Below are 17,612 nucleotides of genomic sequence, written 5' to 3'. Positions count from 1 at the left end.
ATCTAAAATCTAACTTCTAATTTCTCAGCGGTTTTCCATTTTGCAACATATACTGGATTCTCTCAAGCGTTTTTCTTTCGCCACAAAGGGAAAGGAAAGTTTCTCTTTCGAGGTTCAGTAAATATTGTTCGGTTACTTCTGTAGCTTCAGATAGATTACCTCCCACCATAACATTAGCTAGTTTATCCGCAATCTTTTTGTCATAGTCTGAGATGAAGTTTCCAGTTCTCATTTGATCCGTACCTACCAAGAAAAGACCTAAAGCGTCTTGACCTAAAACTCTTACTTTTTGCTTCACAGGTTGCGTGTAACCTTGTTCTGCTAATTGAAGTGCTACTTTTTTAGCTTCCGCAATTTGCCTGTTCGGATTAACCACAACGATATCTTTTCCTTCCTGAAGAATACCAAGATCAAAGGCTTCATAAGCAGAGGTTGCCACTTTTGCCATCGCGATATTCATGAACGCATCACGCAGTCGGTTATCTTTAACATCATCTTTATGGAATAATTTTGAGGTTCTTAGTGTAAATTCTTTAGTCCCGCCACCACCAGGGATAACACCTACACCCAGCTCTACAAGTCCTATATAAGTTTCTGCTGCGGCAACAACTCTGTCAGCATGCATAGTCATCTCGCAACCGCCACCAAGAGCCATTCCGTGAGGAGCAACCACTACCGGAATATCAGAATATCTTACTCTCATCATCGATTGTTGGAAATAATTAATCGCCATATTAAGATCATCCCAATCCTGGTCAACAGCCATCATGAGAATCATTGCCAAATTGGCTCCAACAGAGAAGTTAGTCGCTTGATTTCCGATTACTAAACCGTCGTAATCCTTTTCTGCTAGATCAATAGCGCGGTTAAGACCTTCTAAAACTTCGCCACCAAGAGAATTCATTTTTGAACGAATTTCGAAATTGATAATTCCGTCACCCAAATCCTGAATCGCAGAACCTGAGTTACTCCAAAGTGTTTTATTTTTTCTGATATTATCTAAAATAATGAAAGCGTCTTGACCCGGAATATTAACATAATCCTTTTTAACTTCGTCAAAGAATGTCTTTTTACCTTCATCACTAATTTTGTAGAATGTTGCATTTTCTGGTAAAGCTATAACCCAGTCAGAAACTTTGTAACCCGATTCTTTCGCTAAGTCGATTCCTTTTTTGACACCAACAGCATCCCAAATTTCGAATGGTCCGTTTTCCCAACCGAAACCAGCTTTCATAGCATCATCGATTTTGTAAACTTCGTCAGAAATCTCAGGAACTTTATGCGAAACATAAGCAAACAAAGCACCTAACATCAATCTGTATAATTCGCCAGCTTTGTCTTTTCCGTTAATTAAAACCTTGAAACGATCAATTGGTTTATCAATCGTTTTGGTCAATTCTAAGGTTGGGAAAGCCGATTTAGCTTGAGATTCATATTCTAATGAATTTAAATTCAAACCTAAAATTTCAGATTTTCCGTCTGCGTTTTTAACTTTTTTAAAGAAACCAGCATTAGTTTTAGAACCTAACAATTGATTTTCCATCATAAAATTGATGTAATCAGGAAGCACGAATTGATCTTTGAACAAATCTGACTCTGCGCCACTTTCTCGCACGCCATTGGCAACATGAACCAACGTGTCCAATCCTACAACGTCCGCCGTACGGAAGGTTGCAGATTTTGGACGACCAATGACAGGTCCTGTTAATTTATCAATATCACTAACCGAAAGACCTAATTTTTTGATGTTATGGAATAAATTCATAATCCCAAAAACACCAATTCTGTTAGCGATAAATGCTGGTGTATCTTTGGCTAAAACGGTGGTTTTTCCTAAGAATTTTGCGCCATAATCCATGTAAAACTGAATTACTTCTGGATCGCTTTCTGGCGTTGGGATAATCTCCAATAATGGTAAATATCTCACTGGATTGAAGAAGTGCGTGCCTGCAAAATACTTTTTGAAGTCGTCGCTTCTTCCTTCAATTAAGAAATGAATCGGAATACCAGATGTATTAGAAGATACCAAAGTACCTGGTTTTCTGTGTTTTTCAATCTTTTCGTAAACAGATTTTTTGATATCAAGACGCTCTACAACGACCTCAATAATCCAATCTGTATTTTTAATCTTTTCTAAATCATCATCAAAATTGCCAGCAGTAATTCTGCTTGCAAATTTTGGAGAATAGAGTAGTGCGGGACTTGCTTTAGGTAATTTTGCTAGATTGTCTGCGGCAATTCTATTTCTTACCGTTTTGCTATCAAGCGTAAGACCTTTGGCAGTTTCTGCATCGGTAAGTTGGTTGGGGACAATGTCCAACAGCAAGACTTCTACGCCAATGTTGGCAAAGTGTGCTGCAATACCACTTCCCATAATCCCAGAACCGAGAACAGTCACATGTTTTATTCTTCTTTTCATTTGGATATATTTATTTTTTGGATTTGTACTTATTTTTTATTGTTTAGTTCGTTGGCTATTTTCAAGATATCATTCATGACTTCTTTAAAAGTTTCGAACTTTTCTGGAAGAATTCGCTCCATGACTTTGGTATTAAAATCAAGAACAACTTGCTTTGAGAGGTTTCTTGATTCTATACCTTTTTCAGTTAGCTTAATAATAACTTCTCGCTTGTCTGTTGTTGTTTTTTCTTTGTAGATATACCCATTATCTTCTAAGAGTTTTATAATTCTTGTTAATGAAGTGGGTTCAATCGCCATTTTAGGACCAAGATTAGTACTTCTTGTGCCTTCTTTAGGGTCGATCTTTAAAAGAGTTAAGGCTTGTACCGCTGTGGAATTGTACAGAGAAGCCTTCTCAGAATACATCTTAGAAACGGATAGCCAAGCAGACTTTAGCATTAGATCTACGCTTTCAACTTTATCTGTATTTTTCTTTTCCATATTTTCAATTAAAGTGATTAATTCAAATATAGATAAAAATACTATGCATGCATAGTATATATACGTTAAAATTTAGTTAACTACTGATAATCAAACGATTAAATACTATGCAAGTCGTAATATTAGATGTTGTAAATAGAAATAAAACGCTGATTACATGCGCTTTTTAAGAGAATTAGCAACTTCTGAGAAATCCTGACAATTGTCATGAAAATCGTTAAAAATAATGTCCCATTTTTCATTTTTTAACACTATTTTATACTTTGACAAGTCGGTTTCGAAATTTTTTTGTAAAAAAGAATACATTAATTCTTTTTCTGGATCTGTTGCGAGAATCTCAGGGGCTACAAAATAAGAGTTAGAAAAGAGGATGTGATTATTAATTAAATCCTGATTATTTAACAACACTTCCTCAGTTAATCCAGAGATCATTAGATTGTTTTTTACCCACCATAATTGATCTGAAAATTCTTTTGCCAATCGCCAATCATGGGAAGAAAATAAAACTAATTTCTGATCGTTCTTAGCAAGATCTCTAAGTAATTTTAGAATCATTAACTTATTGTCTTCATCCAGATGTGTTGTAGGTTCGTCTAAGATTATGACTGGGGAATTTTGCGCCAAAGCCCTGCCAATAAAAACTTTTTGAAGATTACCATCTGATAAATGAATCAATAATGTATCCCGATATTGCTCTAATTGTAATCGAGAAATGATATCTTCTATCTCTTGGATATCTTTTTTATTTAATTTGAAATAATAAGGATAATGGATGTATTTCCCAAAGGAAATCAAGTCAAAAACCGTGTAATTGGAAGGGATTTCTGATTTTGAAAAAACAATAGAAATAAGCTCCGCAATAGATTTTGAATTATATGTATTAATGTCCTCTCCATTGATTAGAATTTGACCAGAAAGCAATGGAAGTTGTTTTAATAACGTTTTAATCAAAGTTGTTTTTCCTACTCCGTTATTCCCCATCAATAAGGCGACATCTCCCAACTTAAGAGTTGCGTTGATCGTATTTATCAATGGTTTTTCGTAGCCAATGTGAGCCTGTTTTATTTCTAAAAAATTATCCATTATTGTAAGCTTTTAGATTGTTTTAGCAGCATTAATAGTATAACTGGGATTCCAAATATTGAGGTTATGATATTAATAGGAAATTGTGTTAATTCTGAAATAATAGAAAAACATTCCATTAACAAAACCCCAAGCAGCATATTAAGTATCCATTGATGCCATAATTGAGAAGGGTTGAAAATTAATCTGCAAAAATGAGGAACAACAATCCCTACAAATAATATTGGACCAAGAAATGCAGTAACGGAAGCAGATAGAAGGGAGGTGGCTAAAATTACACTGTATTTTAGAAAATCAAGATTAATACCGAAGCTTCTTGCGTAAGCATCTCCCAAAGCATTTCCGATCAAAGGTTTTATGGTTTTGAAACTTACAAAAAGACCGACAAAACATAATATGGCTAAAATGATTAATTGAGATCCAGAAATATTATTATTAGCGCCAAAAGACCATAAAATGTAATTTTTTAGATTTTGACTTTCGACATAGAATTGTAGAATGCTCACTATTGCACCAGCTAATGCTGAAATCAAAAATCCGAAAATTATAATAAATGAAGAATTCTTAAATCTGCTTGAGAAAATAATTAATATGCCCATTAACAAAAGACTTCCGGTAATAGCGGATATGCTAATGAAACTACTCTGTAACCAATCTGGTAATGCTAAGGCTTGAGAAAAAAATATGTAAAAAGCTACTGCCAAGCTCGACACGGATGTAATTCCTAATACATCAGGGCCAGCCAATGGGTTTTTAAAATATTCTTGCAATAGAAAACCACTTGTAGGTATAGATAATCCCGCCAATAATACGCCTAATATACGATTAATTCTTATTTGTGCAATAGCCGAGTTGGCTGATTCTGTTTGCCAAAAATCAGTCCATGATAGTTTTATAAACCCAACATTTAAGTTAAAAAAAATGAGGGAGATTATCCCTAGACATAGAATAACTAAAAGGGTATTAAAGCGTCTATTCATAAAGATTATTGTACTTCAAATATAATCTAAATTAATAAAAGACATCTTGTAATAGATGTCTTTTATATTCTTAATCTTTAATTATTTACAAATTACTCTTAGAAGAAGGTCCAGATAATTTGTTTCTTTCTTTTTGCTCATTAATATTAGCATTAACATTTGTAGAAAGAAGCTTTTTAACTTTTGTATCAAGTAATTCTTTGGTCATGGTTCCCATGTACTCATCGTCAAGATTTCCTTTTTTCATTAGCGTAAAAGGAATAGCTTCCCCAGTCCAGGTTTTAAAATTAGCCTTAAAAAAGTTATCATCTAGAAGTGTCCCATCCAGAAGAACAACATTTTTTCTGATATCATATTCATCAGCAAAATCATTAACTTTAGTCTGCCAATCATCTTTATTATCAAGACTTACGAAAGTGAACTTTACAGGTTGAGAACTTAGTTCTTCCATTTTTTCTTTAAAATGAGGGATTTCTTGCATACAAGGACCACACCAGGTTGCAAAGAAATTGGTAATATATAAGGTGTCGTTAGCTTTGTTTTTAAGATCCAAAGTAATTTTTTCAGGCTTTAGTTCGTGGATGTCTACATGCTCTGTATCCATATTCTGCACAGGCTTATCAATGCTTACTGAGTCACTTTTTGGTGAAGAAGACTGCATCTTATGATCTTCCTTTTTACAGGCTATTATACCTAAACCGATGATTAAAGACAATACTATTTTTTTCATTATAAATTATTTTAGAGTTTTTTTATTAATCATTTCTTCGATAAGAAATAATTGTTTCACAAGATAATTTTGTATTACAAAAGTACAAACTTTAAAACTGAATTTTATATTATATGATTCTCGGCAATAAATTAATTATGAAATAATCATTAAGTATTTGATAACTTTTAGCTTATCTACTTGTGATAATTTTTGTTTTTCTTGCAATGGAGTCGTTGTGTAAGAAAATGATAGCTTGCATTGTACAAAAAGTCGCACATCTCAGGGTTGTGATCTATCTTAATTATAGCGATGAGCAAAGAATTGTTTTTAGATTTTTACCATATATAGAAATAAAATCCTTAATTTCACTCTCTCAAAAAAGCAACATCCCAAACATTAATTTATGTTTAAAATTCTAAAATCTATTTTAAAAAATATCTTTGTTAGCGCCGAGATTATTTTTTTGGTAATGATTTTGGCCAATGCCTGGGTTTATGCACTCACAAGCGGTAGAACATATACTAAAATTAGTAAAGTTCCACCACGAGAAAGCGCACTGGTCCTTGGCACATCACCTAAGATGAGATCTGGTGTTGCTAATCCTTATTTTATCGCGAGGATGGATGCTGTAGGTACTCTATATCACCATGGGAAAATAAAAAAAATCATCGTTAGTGGTGAGAAAAGTAAGAATTACGATGAGCCAGCTGCCATGAAAAAATTCTTAATTTACAACGAAGGCGTCCCAGGAAATATTATCATAGAAGACCCTAAGGGGTTTAATACACACAAGAGTATCTTGCGTTGCAAAGAGGTATATAATCAGAGTAATGTTATCATTGTATCGCAAGGTTTTCATAATCTTCGGGCTTTATTTTTTGCCAGAAATAATGACATGAATGCCCTTGGTTTTGACGCTCAGGATGTTAGCAAGAATGAAAGTTATTACCGTAATCATTCTCGAGAGTTTCTCGCTAGGGTTTTAGCTGTTTTTTATTACATATTAGGTATCTCTCCCAAAGAGTAAAATTATGGCGTGACCTTGCCACAGCCACTTTTCCTTCATAGCAAGGTCGGTCTTCGCCTAGTCGCTGTATAAGATACTTGTCTCCGCTTTGCTTCGTCAGGCATCTTATACGAGCTCCAACAGTAGGCTTCGCCCTCACGCAGAAACCCTGACTCTAATAAAAAAGCAACAATATTTTAATCATTATTTCTTCCGAATATAATATTTAAAGTAAATTTGTAAAAAATCAATCAATGCTCGTTATAGGAATTGCCGGAGGAACAGGATCTGGTAAAACAACTGTGGTTAATAAAATCTTACAACAACTTAATATAGAAGGCGTTAATGTGCTTTCTCAAGATAATTATTACCATGATAATCCCAACCTTAGCCTTACGGAAAGAGAAGGTCTTAATTATGACCATCCCAAGTCTATCGATTTTGAATTAATGCTTCAGCATGTCAAATCTTTAAAACATCAAGAAAGTATAGAACAACCTGTTTATTCTTTTGTAACCCATTCTAGAACTGGTGATCATGTTTTAGTGGAGCCAAAAAATGTCTTGATTGTAGAAGGCATTTTGGTGTTAACTAATAAAGAATTGCTTAAAGAATTTGATCTTAAAGTCTATGTTCATACCGATTCTGACGAAAGATTAATCCGAAGAATAAAACGTGATACGCAAGAGCGAGGTCGTGACTTAGAAGAAGTGTTATACCGTTATCAGAATACGATAAAACCAATGCATAATGAGTTTATAGAACCTTCTAAAAACGAAGCGGATCTTATCGTACCTAATATGAAACAGAATAATGTTGCCATAGATTTTCTAACGACCGTAATCAGTAACTCTTTGAAAAAAGATATTCATTAATTATGAAAGAACTCATTAAAGATATCCAGAAAAAATCACCAAGCATGGCTTTTGTAAAAAAGTATGTGATTAATAAATATGTAATTACCATTACTTGTTTTTTGGTGTGGATGGTATTCTTTGATGATACTTCGTTTTTAGTTGTTAATGAGCTTAATAGCGATATTAAGAAGTACGAAAATCAATTGGATTTTTATAAAAAAGAGTATGATAAAAATGATGCTTTTTATAAAAAATTGATGAATAATAAAACCGAGAAAGAAAAATATGCTCGCGAAAATTATTTCATGAAAAAACCTAATGAAGAAATTTTCATTCTCGTTGTAGATAGTACAAAAACAACTAAAAAGTAAACATGGAATTTCCAAAAGTAAGCCTCAATGACTGGGAAAGTTTAGTCAAAAAACAGCTGAAGACAGAAGATATTTATGGTATTTTGGTTAAGGAGAATCTAGAAGATGTTGATGTAAAACCTTATTACGACCAATCAGATAATATCCAGAAGTTACCCAAAATTGAAGAAAGCACGCATCTTGTGGCGCCTTACAGTGAGTTTTTAGAAGAAGACGTTTATGCTTTTTTCACCAATGAAAATATTAGCGTTGCCGAGAAATCTATTTTCTTTTCCGATAAAGATTTAGCTCAAAATTTGACGATTCATAATGATAATAAATACTTTTGCCTCGCGGATGTTTTTAATGAAAATGGTTCTGTTAATGAGGATTTAGCAAAAGAATTATTAGACCGAAATTTTGATAGGAAAATAGGAATTGACCTTACGCTTCATCAGAATGCCGGCGCATCTATTATCCAACAATTGTCGATTGCTTTGGTTAAAACTAAAGATTTGATAGAGATTTTTGGAGCAGGAATTCTTAATCAATTGATTTTCAGGTTTGCAATTGGGCATCAATATTTCTTGGAAATTGCTAAAATCAGAGCTTTCAAATATCTTTTTAATCAGTTATCTAAAGAATATAACCTTAATGTTTTTCCTTACATTTATGCAGAAACTAGCTTTAGAAATAAAGCTAATAACGATCCTGAGAATAATCTAATTAGATCAACTTTGGAGTTGTCTGCAGCTATGATTGGCGGTGCAGACGCTGTTTTTGCAAATGATTATAAGATGCAAAATCAAAGCAAATTATCTGAAGAAATTTCTTTTAAACAAATGATTGTTCTCGCTTACGAAAGCATTATTAACGTTTTTGAGGATGCGACTTCTGGTAGTTATTTAATTGAAGATCTTACCAAACAGTTTGCCGAAAAAGCTTGGGATTTATTTTTAGATTTAGAAAAAAAAGGCGGTTATCAAGCCAATATCGTTTCTGGTAATCTTCAAAAAATGATTTTTGATCAGGCGATTAAAGAACAAAATTGGGTAGAAGAGGGTAAAATCAAATTAATTGGCGTTAATCTTTATCCAAAATTAGAAGTTACAAAACAAGTTTCGGATTTATATAAAGATGATGAAATTAAAGCTGTGCGTTGGGCAGAAATGTTTGAATAATCTAATTGAATTTAAAATTATAAAATTGTAGAAGTTCTTTTTATAAAATGGAAAAACTCCTTAACAAAGATATTCAAGACTATATTAATGCAAATCTCAACACAGATTTGCATTCTTTATTATTAAAAAAATCACCTTTTGAAAATGTGTCGATTCAGGAGATTGTACAGCAGATAAAAGGTAAAAAAGTTGCAGATAAAAAGTTCCCATTTTTGCAGAAAGGAGGCGTTATTTTTCCGCCTAATCTTAATCTAGAACAAGCATCATCGCAATCTACAGCAGAATATAAAGCAAAAAATCTTACCGGAAAAAGCTTCTTAGATCTTACTTGTGGCTTCGGGATTGATGCGTATTTTTTGTCTCAAAACTTTGAAAATATCACTTTAATTGAGCAGAATGAAGTTTTAATTAAAATCGTCCAGCATAACTGGGGCATTCTTGGTAGAAACGCTCAATTTATCAATCAAAATTTAGAACAATTTTTAAAAGAAAATTCGCAACAATTTGACGTTATTTATCTCGATCCTGCAAGACGTGATGTTCAGCTAAAAAAGAAATTTTTACTAGAAGATCTTTCTCCTAATTTATTAGAAATCCAAGATCAACTCAACCAAATTGGATCTAAAATCATTGTTAAATTATCGCCGTTAATTGATATTTCCTACTTAATTTCAGTATTAGAAAATATTGAAGAAATACAAATTATAGCAGTCAAAAATGATGTTAAAGAATTATTGGTAATTATTAATCCTAAAAAAGATTCATCGGAAATCATTTGTTCTTGTATTAATTTAGAAAGTCAAGAAATGCCATTTCAATTTAATTGGGAAGAAGAAAAATCTATAAAAGCAGAATTTTCGGAACCACTCAATTATCTTTACATCCCGAATAATGCGATCTTAAAATCAGGCGCATTTAATGGAATTTCGAAATCATTTAATATTAAAAAACTGCATCCCAATACGCATTTTTATACTTCAGGGCAAAAAGTTGACAATTTCCCAGGACGTACTTTAAATATCGAAGTGATTGACGCTAAGCAAATCGAGAAAAATTCTAAATACAACATTATCTCTAAGAATCATCCTTTAACGCCTGATGATATTAAGAAAAAGTATAAAATAAAAGATGGAGGTAATCATTATTTGATTTTCACACAAAGCCAAAATGGGAAATTAATCCTTAGAAGTTTTTAGATTATCTACCATTATTAAGAATCCAAATAAATTTCTAATATTTATTTTGTTGAGAGAGCTAGTTTTAGTACTTTTGAGCTTTAAAATTTTAGAAATGAAAAAATCTGTTTTATTATTAGCTTCAGCATTATTAATCGTATCTTGTAGCTTACCAGAAGGTGGTAACAAAGGTCGTCTAAAAAAGACCGATGATGTGGTAAGATATGACGATCCTAATGCACCTCACGGGACTTACGAAGCTAAAGCAGACACTGTAAAAGCAACACCAGTGAAAACTGCAGAAGTTACGGCACAACCAGAAGCTGCAAAGGTAGATTCGGTAAAAGTTAAGTAATAACAACGCTACAATATATTATGTCTTACTTTTGTGAGACATTTTTTATATCAATTAATTTTAAATATTTTCGAGATGAACGATACTCAAAATTATATCCAAGAAAACAAACAACGTTTTTTAGATGAGTTGTTTGATGTGTTAAGAATAGCTTCTATCAGTGCAGATCCTGCTTATAAAGATGAAGTGTTAAAATGTGCTGATACTGTTGCTGATCACTTAAAAAAAGCTGGTGCAGATCAAGTAGAAGTGCTTAAAACCAAAGGTTATCCAGTAGCCTATGGCGAAAAAATAATTGATCCTGCTTTGCCTACAGTTTTGGTGTATGGTCATTATGATGTGCAACCAGCTGATCCATTAGAGTTATGGACGAGTGATCCCTTTGAGCCAGTTGTAAAGAAAACAGAATTACATCCAGAAGGAGCGATTTTTGCGAGAGGTTCTGCAGATGATAAAGGTCAATTCTTTATGCATGTCAAAGCTTTTGAAGCGATGATGAAAACAAATACTTTACCTTGTAATGTTAAATTTATCATCGAAGGCGAAGAAGAAGTTGGCTCGGCAAGTTTAGCCGATTTCTTAGAAGATAACAAAGAGAAGTTGAAATGTGATGTTATTTTAATTTCGGATACACATATTTATTCTGTAGATCAGCCAACTGTTACAACAGGACTTAGAGGGCTTAGCTATGTAGAAGTAGAGGTAGAAGGGCCTAACAGAGACCTGCATTCTGGTCTTTATGGTGGCGCTGTACCTAATCCTATTAATGTATTATCAAAATTGATTGGTGAACTTATTGACGATAAAGGTCGTATCACGATTGATGGTTTTTATGATAATGTATTAATTGTCTCTGATGCAGATCGTGCAGAAATGAACAAACTAAAAGATGACCAAGAAGGTTACAAAAAATCAATTGGTCTTAATGATATCCAAGGTGAAGAAGGTTATACAACACTAGAAAGAGCGTCTATCAGACCAACTTTAGATGTTAATGGCATCTGGGGAGGATATACCGGCGAAGGTGCTAAAACAGTTATTGCTTCTAAAGCTTTTGCTAAAATCTCTATGAGATTGGTTCCTAATCAGACACCAGAAGAAATCACTGAGAAATTCACGAAACATTTCGAAAAAATTGCGCCAGCAAGCGTAAAAATAAAAGTGACACCTCACCACGGCGGAATGCCTTACGTCTTAGAAAGTGATACAAAAGAGTTTTTGGCTGCTAAAAAAGCCATGGAAAAAGCTTTCGGGAAAGAGGTATTACCATATAGAAGTGGCGGAAGTATCCCAATCACATCTCTGTTCGAGAAAGTGCTAGGTGCTAAGTCTGTATTAATGGGCTTTGGTTTAGATTCTGATGCAATCCACTCACCTAATGAGCATTACGGATTATACAACTATTATAAAGGTATCGAAAGTATTCCTTACTTTTTTGAATTTTACGCTAAAGGATAAGATCCTTTTCTAAGATAAATTACAAAGACAATATTTAGGTATTGTCTTTTTTTTTGAATTTATTATAACCGTCAAATTATTCAGAACGATCTTAAGGGATTAAAAGCGTATTTTATTTTAACTTTAAATAAAAACAAAAATTATTGATGTTTTTGGTTTTCAGTATCTGTTCGTGCGCTTGTCATAAAGTTTATAGGTCGATAGATTTCATTACTTATTTGATACTTATTTTTATAAATAGACATCAATAAAAGACTTATATAAGAATAGAATTCATTATTCATAAAATAGTAAAATATTATGCGTGCATAGTATTTTTTAGTATATTAGCAAAGCTTAATTTTAAAAAATTATCAAATGAAAATATTAGTTTGCATCAGCAGTGTACCTGATACGACAAGTAAAATTAACTTTACCGCAGATAAGTCTGCATTTGACAAAAACGGAATCCAATGGGTAATTAATCCTTTGGACGAATTTGCTTTAACAAAAGCTATAAAATTACAAGAATCTCAAGCTGCTACAGTGACGGTTGTTAATGTAGGAGATGCTGGCACAGAAGCTGTTGTTCGTAAAGCCTTGGCTATAGGTGCTAACGATGCAGTCCGTGTTAATACAGAAGCTAAGGACAGTTTTTCTGTGGCTAAAGAAATCGCAAAAGTAGCACAAGAGGGTGCTTATGATATTATATTGATGGGGAAAGAATCTATCGATTATAATGGTGGAGCAGTACCTGGTATGGTTGCAGCTTTATTAGGTCAACCTTTTGTTAACGCTTGTGTAGGATTGGATGTTAATGGTGCAGAAGCGACAGCCGTTAGAGAAATTGAAGGAGGTAAAGAAACTATTTCTGTAAAATTACCTGCAGTTATCGCTGGACAAAAAGGTATTGTTGAAGAAAAGGATCTTATTATCCCTAATATGAGAGGTATTATGTCTGCTAGGACTAAGCCTTTACAAGTAGTAGAGCCTACTAATACTGAGATAAAGGTAGAAGCTGTATCTTTTGATAGTGTGCCTGCAAGAGCTGCAGTAAAGCTAGTTGCTCCAGATAACTTAGACGAGTTAGTGAGACTACTTCACGAAGAAGCAAAAGTTATATAAAATTAAATGTTGCAAATTAGAATTAACAGGTAAAAATCATTAACCTTTAATATCTCTAATTATCATCTAAAATTTAAAATTCACAATCTAAAATTTACAAAATGGCAATATTCGTATATGCAGAAAATATAAATGGCGTTTACAAAAAAGCAGCTTTCGAAGCGGTTGCTTACGCCAAAGCTATTGCAGACCAAGCAGGTGATACTGTAACAGCAATCTCTATTAATCCAACTGACTCTTCTGAGTTACTTTATAAATATGGCGCTACCAAAGTTGTTAATGTAAAAGACGAAGGTCTTAAGAACTTTAGTGCAAAAGCTTATGCAGATGCCGTTAACCAATTAGTAGATGGTAATATCGTTGTTTTCCCACACACTACAGATGCATCTTCTGTAGCACCTATGTTAGCAGTTCAGAATGGAGCATCATTAATTACCAATGCCATTGCAGCACCAGAAGGTCTTTCTCCGTTTCAGGTAAAGAGAAAAGCATTCTCAGGAAAAGCTTATATGCATGCAAAAGCAGATGCAACTAAAGTTATCGTAACTGTTTCTCAAAATGCTTTCGGAGCTAAAGAAAATGCGGTAGCAGGTTCAGAAGAAGCCAAAGATCTAAGCATCGTTAATGAAGATACCAAAGTTATCAGCCACGAACAATCGTCTGGTAAACTAGACCTTAAAGAAGCAGAAATCGTAGTATCAGCAGGTCGTGGTCTTAAAGGTCCAGAAAACTGGGGGATGATAGAAGATCTTGCTAATGTGTTGGGCGCTGCAACAGCATCTTCTAAGCCAGTAGCAGATATCGGTTGGAGACCTCACGCAGAACACGTAGGGCAGACAGGTAAAGCAATTTCTCCCAATCTTTATATTGCAGTTGGTATATCAGGAGCTATTCAGCATTTAGCGGGTGTTAATGGTTCTAAGACGATTGTAGTAATCAATAGTGATCCAGAAGCACCGTTCTTCAAGGCGGCAGATTATGGCGTAGTAGGAGATGCCTTCCAGATTATCCCGGCATTAACAGAAAAAATTAAAGCTTTAAAATCTTAATCAAGATTTTTTAGAATCCAACTTATTATTAAAGTCTGAGATTATTCTCAGACTTTTTTATTTGGGCGCCATTTCCGCCTTCCGCTCTCACTCTTTTCTGTCCTTTCTTAGGCTAATGCAGAAAAGGAGTTCCGCTCAAGTCGGGGCGCAACAAGAGTTTTAGTAAAAGCTAATTAGTTATAATTTTGATATAATTTTAGCTTTATTATTCACAATCAAAGTATTACATGCATTAATAATTATCTGATAATTATTAACAAAAAATTTTATATTTGCTATATGGATTATAAAAGATTAATCATAAGAGGCATTTCCTATAGCCAGACACAATCAGGTGCCTATGCACTTCTTCTAGAACACGAAGAAACAGCTGTAAAGCTACCTGTTGTTATTGGTAATTTTGAGGCTCAGTCTATTTCGTTAGGTCTAGAAAAAGATATTCATCCGCCGAGACCTCTTACACATGATTTATTTTCAAAATTTGTCACTTCTGCACAATATACATTGTCTTCTGTGATTATTTATCAGATTTTAGATGGTGTGTTTTTTTCTAACATTCATTTCAGAAATAATTTTAACCAAGAAGAATTGATATTGGATGCTCGTACTTCTGATGCTGTTGCTATGGCTGTTAGATTTGATGCGCCTATTTATACGACAGAACAAGTTCTTAATGAAGCAGGTATTTTATTAGATATGGATGATGATAAGGAAAAGGATAACCAAGATTTTTCAGAACCTGAGGTAGAAGATGTCTTTTCTGATATCAATGACTTATCTAATCTTAGCAGTCAAGAACTAATCCATTTATTGGAAGATGCTGTAAAAGAAGAAGACTATGATACAGCCTTAAAACTTCAAGAAGAAATTAAAAAAAGAAACAAAAAAATAGACTAATTTTACGGGCTATCACTTTTTAATCAGATTATTACAACATGAGTATAAAATTACGTTTAACGATACTGAGTTTTCTTCAGTTTTTCGTTTGGGGAGCTTGGCTAATTACAATAGCTAATTTCTGGTTTGGAACAAAACATTGGGACGGTACACAATTTGGAGCCGTATTTGGCACTATGGGTATAGCTGCAATTTTCATGCCTACATTGACAGGTATAATTGCGGATAGATGGATTAATGCAGAAAAAATGTATGCTGTGTTGCATGTTCTTTATGGACTGACTTTATTCTATCTTCCTCATACGGATTCTCCTTCTTCATTTTTCTACGTTATGTTATTGGCGATGTGTTTTTACATGCCTACAATATCATTATGTAATTCTATTTCTTATAATATTTTGAAGAATAACAACTTGGATGTTGTAAAAGATTTCCCTCCAATTAGAGTGTGGGGGACAGTCGGTTTTATTGTAGCAATGATTATTACTAATCTTTCTGGTAATAAGGCATCAGAAGGGCAGTTTTATCTTGGAGGCGCAGTTGCTTTATTATTAGGTATATATGCTATTACTTTACCAAAATGTCCACCTCAAAAATTAATTGATAAAAGCGCGCCACTTACAGAGCAGCTTGGGCTTAATGCTTTCAAACTATTCGGTAATTATAAGATGGCATTGTTTTTTATATTTTCTATGATGTTGGGTGCAGCATTACAGTTAACTAATGCCTATGGTGATGTTTTCTTAAGTGAATTTTCTAATTTTCCAAAATATGCCGATTCTTTTGTTGTAAAGAGATCAACAATTATCATGGCGATTTCGCAGGTGTCAGAGACTCTATTTATATTGGCAATTCCATTTTTCTTGGTAAGATACGGTATAAAGAAAGTGATGTTAATCAGTATGTTCGCGTGGGTTCTTAGATTTGGTTTATTCGCTTACGGAGATCCTCAATCTAGTCTATGGATGATCATAATGTCATGTGTAGTTTATGGTATGGCTTTCGATTTTTTCAATATTTCAGGATCATTATTTGTAGAAACAACAACTGATAAAAAAATTAGATCATCAGCGCAGGGATTATTTATGATGGTGACTAACGGATTTGGTGCAGTAGTTGGCAGTAATGCTGCAGGATGGTTGATTGATAATTATTTCACTCATAAATTTGAAACTGCTAATGAGCTTGCAACCTATCTAGAAACGACTGCTGACAATCCTACTTTTTTAGAAATTTTAAAAAATTCTTTTAATGCAACAATAGGATCAGATGGTACTTTGTCGCATGTTATATTAATGAAAAACTGGCATGAGATATGGTTAGCTTTTGCTTTTTATGCATTGATTGTTGCTATAGCTTTTGCTATTTTGTTTAAACATAAACATAATGCATCAACAATGGCGAAAGCTGTTGATAATTCTTCTCACTAAATATACCAACCGACTTTATAGTCGGTTTTTTTTATCTATAGACATTAAGTTTTATTGCATGTAGTTCCGTTTATAAATTCTTTATATTTGCACAAATTATGTAGATGATGGATTTTTTTAATGAAAATAGTCAAGAGTTAGTGTATATATGGTCTGTGCCAATTCTTGCTATGTTTATTTTGGCAGAAATGATTTATAGTCATTTTAACAAAGCTGAACTTTATAAGACCAAAGATGTTATTAGTAACATATATCTAGCTTTGTGTAATTATGGCTTAGACTTTTTGATGAAGGGCATTTCTATGGCAGTTATGTTTTTCTTTTACCATTATAGAGTTTTTAATTGGGAATTTAATATTTGGTACTTTATAGCGGTCTTTGTTCTTCAGGATTTTGCGTATTATGTGTTGCATTATGTAGATCATAAATCGAGAATGTTTTGGGCTGTTCATATTACCCATCACAGCTCCGAAGAATTCAATATAACTACAGGCTTTAGAAGTCCTGTTTTCCAGCCGTTGTACCGTTATCTATATTTCTCTCCATTAGCATTTTTAGGATTTAATCCGTGGCATATTATGCTAGCTTATTCTGTGTTACAAGTCTACGGAACTTGGGTGCATACGCAGACGGTAAAGAGTATGGGCATTCTAGAGTATATCTTGGTTACACCATCTCATCACCGTGTACATCATGCTTGTAATATCAGATATCTTGATAGGAATATGGGTATGGCTCTTATCATTTGGGACAAAATTTTCGGAACCTTTGAGAAAGAAGTACCAGAAGTACCGGTTAAGTTTGGGATTTATCCAAAGATGGAAGATACAGGGCCTGTTAATCTTATTTTTTATGAATGGAAAAAGATTGTTAGAGACCTTAGACAGCCTGATTTAAAATGGTCTGATAAGCTAAAATACCTCATATATTCTCCAGGTTGGCGTCATGATGGAAAAGGAAAAACAGTCAAAGATTATCAACGTGAAGAATTAATAAGAAGACGCAAAAAAGAAGATTTAGCTAAAGCCGAGAATCAAAAAATAGCATAGCATTATACAAAAAAGCACAGTTTTA

17 protein-coding genes are annotated in these 17,612 nt (G+C 33.4%); 12 read left to right on the top strand and 5 right to left on the bottom strand.

The window, feature by feature from the left end:
* Window positions 1-16 precede the first annotated feature (16 nt).
* From ACQQ6V_RS04600 to ACQQ6V_RS04580, 5 genes are all read right to left on the bottom strand, one after another.
* Window positions 17-2,419 carry a 3-hydroxyacyl-CoA dehydrogenase/enoyl-CoA hydratase family protein gene (locus ACQQ6V_RS04600; protein WP_448844378.1) on the bottom strand — a complete coding sequence of 801 codons (2,403 nt, stop codon included), beginning with the start codon at window positions 2,417-2,419 and terminating at the stop codon, window positions 17-19.
* A 29-nt stretch (window positions 2,420-2,448) separates the two neighbouring features.
* Window positions 2,449-2,901: a MarR family winged helix-turn-helix transcriptional regulator gene (locus ACQQ6V_RS04595; protein WP_448844377.1), complete on the bottom strand. Its 453-nt coding sequence runs from the start codon at window positions 2,899-2,901 to the stop codon at window positions 2,449-2,451.
* A 153-nt stretch (window positions 2,902-3,054) separates the two neighbouring features.
* Window positions 3,055-3,984 carry an ABC transporter ATP-binding protein gene (locus ACQQ6V_RS04590; RefSeq protein WP_448844376.1) on the bottom strand — a complete coding sequence of 310 codons (930 nt, stop codon included), beginning with the start codon at window positions 3,982-3,984 and terminating at the stop codon, window positions 3,055-3,057.
* Window positions 3,984-4,964: an iron chelate uptake ABC transporter family permease subunit gene (locus ACQQ6V_RS04585; protein WP_448844375.1), complete on the bottom strand. Its 981-nt coding sequence runs from the start codon at window positions 4,962-4,964 to the stop codon at window positions 3,984-3,986. Before ACQQ6V_RS04585 ends, ACQQ6V_RS04590 begins: the two co-directional genes overlap by 1 nt.
* An 85-nt stretch (window positions 4,965-5,049) precedes the next feature.
* On the bottom strand, window positions 5,050-5,694 hold the full coding sequence (locus ACQQ6V_RS04580) for a TlpA family protein disulfide reductase (protein WP_448844374.1): 645 nt from the start codon (window positions 5,692-5,694) through the stop codon (window positions 5,050-5,052).
* A 451-nt stretch (window positions 5,695-6,145) separates the two neighbouring features.
* On the opposite strand from ACQQ6V_RS04580, the gene ACQQ6V_RS04575 reads away from it, so the two are divergent.
* From ACQQ6V_RS04575 to ACQQ6V_RS04520, 12 genes are all read left to right on the top strand, one after another.
* Window positions 6,146-6,703 carry a SanA/YdcF family protein gene (locus tag ACQQ6V_RS04575; protein ID WP_448846174.1) on the top strand — a complete coding sequence of 186 codons (558 nt, stop codon included), beginning with the start codon at window positions 6,146-6,148 and terminating at the stop codon, window positions 6,701-6,703.
* A gap of 233 nt (window positions 6,704-6,936) precedes the next feature.
* A complete protein-coding gene (udk, locus tag ACQQ6V_RS04570) occupies window positions 6,937-7,557 on the top strand; it encodes a uridine kinase (protein WP_448844373.1) in 621 nt (206 codons plus the stop codon).
* A gap of 2 nt (window positions 7,558-7,559) precedes the next feature.
* On the top strand, window positions 7,560-7,910 hold the full coding sequence (locus tag ACQQ6V_RS04565) for an FtsB family cell division protein (RefSeq protein WP_448844372.1): 351 nt from the start codon (window positions 7,560-7,562) through the stop codon (window positions 7,908-7,910).
* A gap of 2 nt (window positions 7,911-7,912) precedes the next feature.
* Window positions 7,913-9,070 (top strand): methylmalonyl-CoA mutase family protein, encoded by a 1,158-nt coding sequence (locus ACQQ6V_RS04560; protein ID WP_448844371.1) that lies wholly within the window; start codon window positions 7,913-7,915, stop codon window positions 9,068-9,070.
* A 47-nt stretch (window positions 9,071-9,117) separates the two neighbouring features.
* Window positions 9,118-10,266, top strand: coding sequence for a THUMP-like domain-containing protein (locus tag ACQQ6V_RS04555; protein WP_448844370.1), 1,149 nt, complete (start codon window positions 9,118-9,120; stop codon window positions 10,264-10,266).
* 94 nt (window positions 10,267-10,360) lie between these two features.
* Window positions 10,361-10,600, top strand: coding sequence for a hypothetical protein (locus ACQQ6V_RS04550; RefSeq protein ID WP_448844369.1), 240 nt, complete (start codon window positions 10,361-10,363; stop codon window positions 10,598-10,600).
* 75 nt (window positions 10,601-10,675) lie between these two features.
* Window positions 10,676-12,058 (top strand): dipeptidase, encoded by a 1,383-nt coding sequence (locus ACQQ6V_RS04545; RefSeq protein ID WP_448844368.1) that lies wholly within the window; start codon window positions 10,676-10,678, stop codon window positions 12,056-12,058.
* A gap of 357 nt (window positions 12,059-12,415) precedes the next feature.
* Window positions 12,416-13,162, top strand: coding sequence for an electron transfer flavoprotein subunit beta/FixA family protein (locus ACQQ6V_RS04540; protein WP_448844367.1), 747 nt, complete (start codon window positions 12,416-12,418; stop codon window positions 13,160-13,162).
* Between the two features lie 101 nt (window positions 13,163-13,263).
* Window positions 13,264-14,211 carry an electron transfer flavoprotein subunit alpha/FixB family protein gene (locus ACQQ6V_RS04535; protein WP_448844366.1) on the top strand — a complete coding sequence of 316 codons (948 nt, stop codon included), beginning with the start codon at window positions 13,264-13,266 and terminating at the stop codon, window positions 14,209-14,211.
* A gap of 279 nt (window positions 14,212-14,490) precedes the next feature.
* Entirely contained in the window at window positions 14,491-15,108 is a 618-nt protein-coding gene (locus tag ACQQ6V_RS04530) for a bifunctional nuclease family protein (RefSeq protein WP_448844365.1), read from the top strand.
* Window positions 15,109-15,146: 38 nt separating this feature from the next.
* Complete coding sequence (locus ACQQ6V_RS04525) at window positions 15,147-16,538, top strand: nucleoside permease (protein ID WP_448844364.1); 1,392 nt, start codon at window positions 15,147-15,149, stop codon at window positions 16,536-16,538.
* Window positions 16,539-16,642: 104 nt separating this feature from the next.
* Entirely contained in the window at window positions 16,643-17,587 is a 945-nt protein-coding gene (locus tag ACQQ6V_RS04520; protein WP_448844363.1) for a sterol desaturase family protein, read from the top strand.
* Window positions 17,588-17,612: the final 25 nt, after the last annotated feature.

The organism is Chryseobacterium electrogenes, from assembly GCF_053553015.1.
The sequence above is the reverse complement of the archived record's forward strand: the minus strand, read 5'-3'. Positions and strand labels throughout refer to the sequence as shown.

Bases quoted from the DNA above. Each gene is read 5' to 3' on its own strand.
- ACQQ6V_RS04600 (WP_448844378.1), bottom strand. From the start codon at position 2,419: ATGAAAAGAAGAATAAAACATGTGACTGTTCTCGGTTCTGGGATTATG.
- ACQQ6V_RS04595 (WP_448844377.1), bottom strand. From the start codon at position 2,901: ATGGAAAAGAAAAATACAGATAAAGTTGAAAGCGTAGATCTAATGCTA.
- ACQQ6V_RS04590 (WP_448844376.1), bottom strand. From the start codon at position 3,984: ATGGATAATTTTTTAGAAATAAAACAGGCTCACATTGGCTACGAAAAA.
- ACQQ6V_RS04585 (WP_448844375.1), bottom strand. From the start codon at position 4,964: ATGAATAGACGCTTTAATACCCTTTTAGTTATTCTATGTCTAGGGATA.
- ACQQ6V_RS04580 (WP_448844374.1), bottom strand. From the start codon at position 5,694: ATGAAAAAAATAGTATTGTCTTTAATCATCGGTTTAGGTATAATAGCC.
- ACQQ6V_RS04575 (WP_448846174.1), top strand. From the start codon at position 6,146: ATGATTTTGGCCAATGCCTGGGTTTATGCACTCACAAGCGGTAGAACA.
- udk (WP_448844373.1), top strand. From the start codon at position 6,937: ATGCTCGTTATAGGAATTGCCGGAGGAACAGGATCTGGTAAAACAACT.
- ACQQ6V_RS04565 (WP_448844372.1), top strand. From the start codon at position 7,560: ATGAAAGAACTCATTAAAGATATCCAGAAAAAATCACCAAGCATGGCT.
- ACQQ6V_RS04560 (WP_448844371.1), top strand. From the start codon at position 7,913: ATGGAATTTCCAAAAGTAAGCCTCAATGACTGGGAAAGTTTAGTCAAA.
- ACQQ6V_RS04555 (WP_448844370.1), top strand. From the start codon at position 9,118: ATGGAAAAACTCCTTAACAAAGATATTCAAGACTATATTAATGCAAAT.
- ACQQ6V_RS04550 (WP_448844369.1), top strand. From the start codon at position 10,361: ATGAAAAAATCTGTTTTATTATTAGCTTCAGCATTATTAATCGTATCT.
- ACQQ6V_RS04545 (WP_448844368.1), top strand. From the start codon at position 10,676: ATGAACGATACTCAAAATTATATCCAAGAAAACAAACAACGTTTTTTA.
- ACQQ6V_RS04540 (WP_448844367.1), top strand. From the start codon at position 12,416: ATGAAAATATTAGTTTGCATCAGCAGTGTACCTGATACGACAAGTAAA.
- ACQQ6V_RS04535 (WP_448844366.1), top strand. From the start codon at position 13,264: ATGGCAATATTCGTATATGCAGAAAATATAAATGGCGTTTACAAAAAA.
- ACQQ6V_RS04530 (WP_448844365.1), top strand. From the start codon at position 14,491: ATGGATTATAAAAGATTAATCATAAGAGGCATTTCCTATAGCCAGACA.
- ACQQ6V_RS04525 (WP_448844364.1), top strand. From the start codon at position 15,147: ATGAGTATAAAATTACGTTTAACGATACTGAGTTTTCTTCAGTTTTTC.
- ACQQ6V_RS04520 (WP_448844363.1), top strand. From the start codon at position 16,643: ATGATGGATTTTTTTAATGAAAATAGTCAAGAGTTAGTGTATATATGG.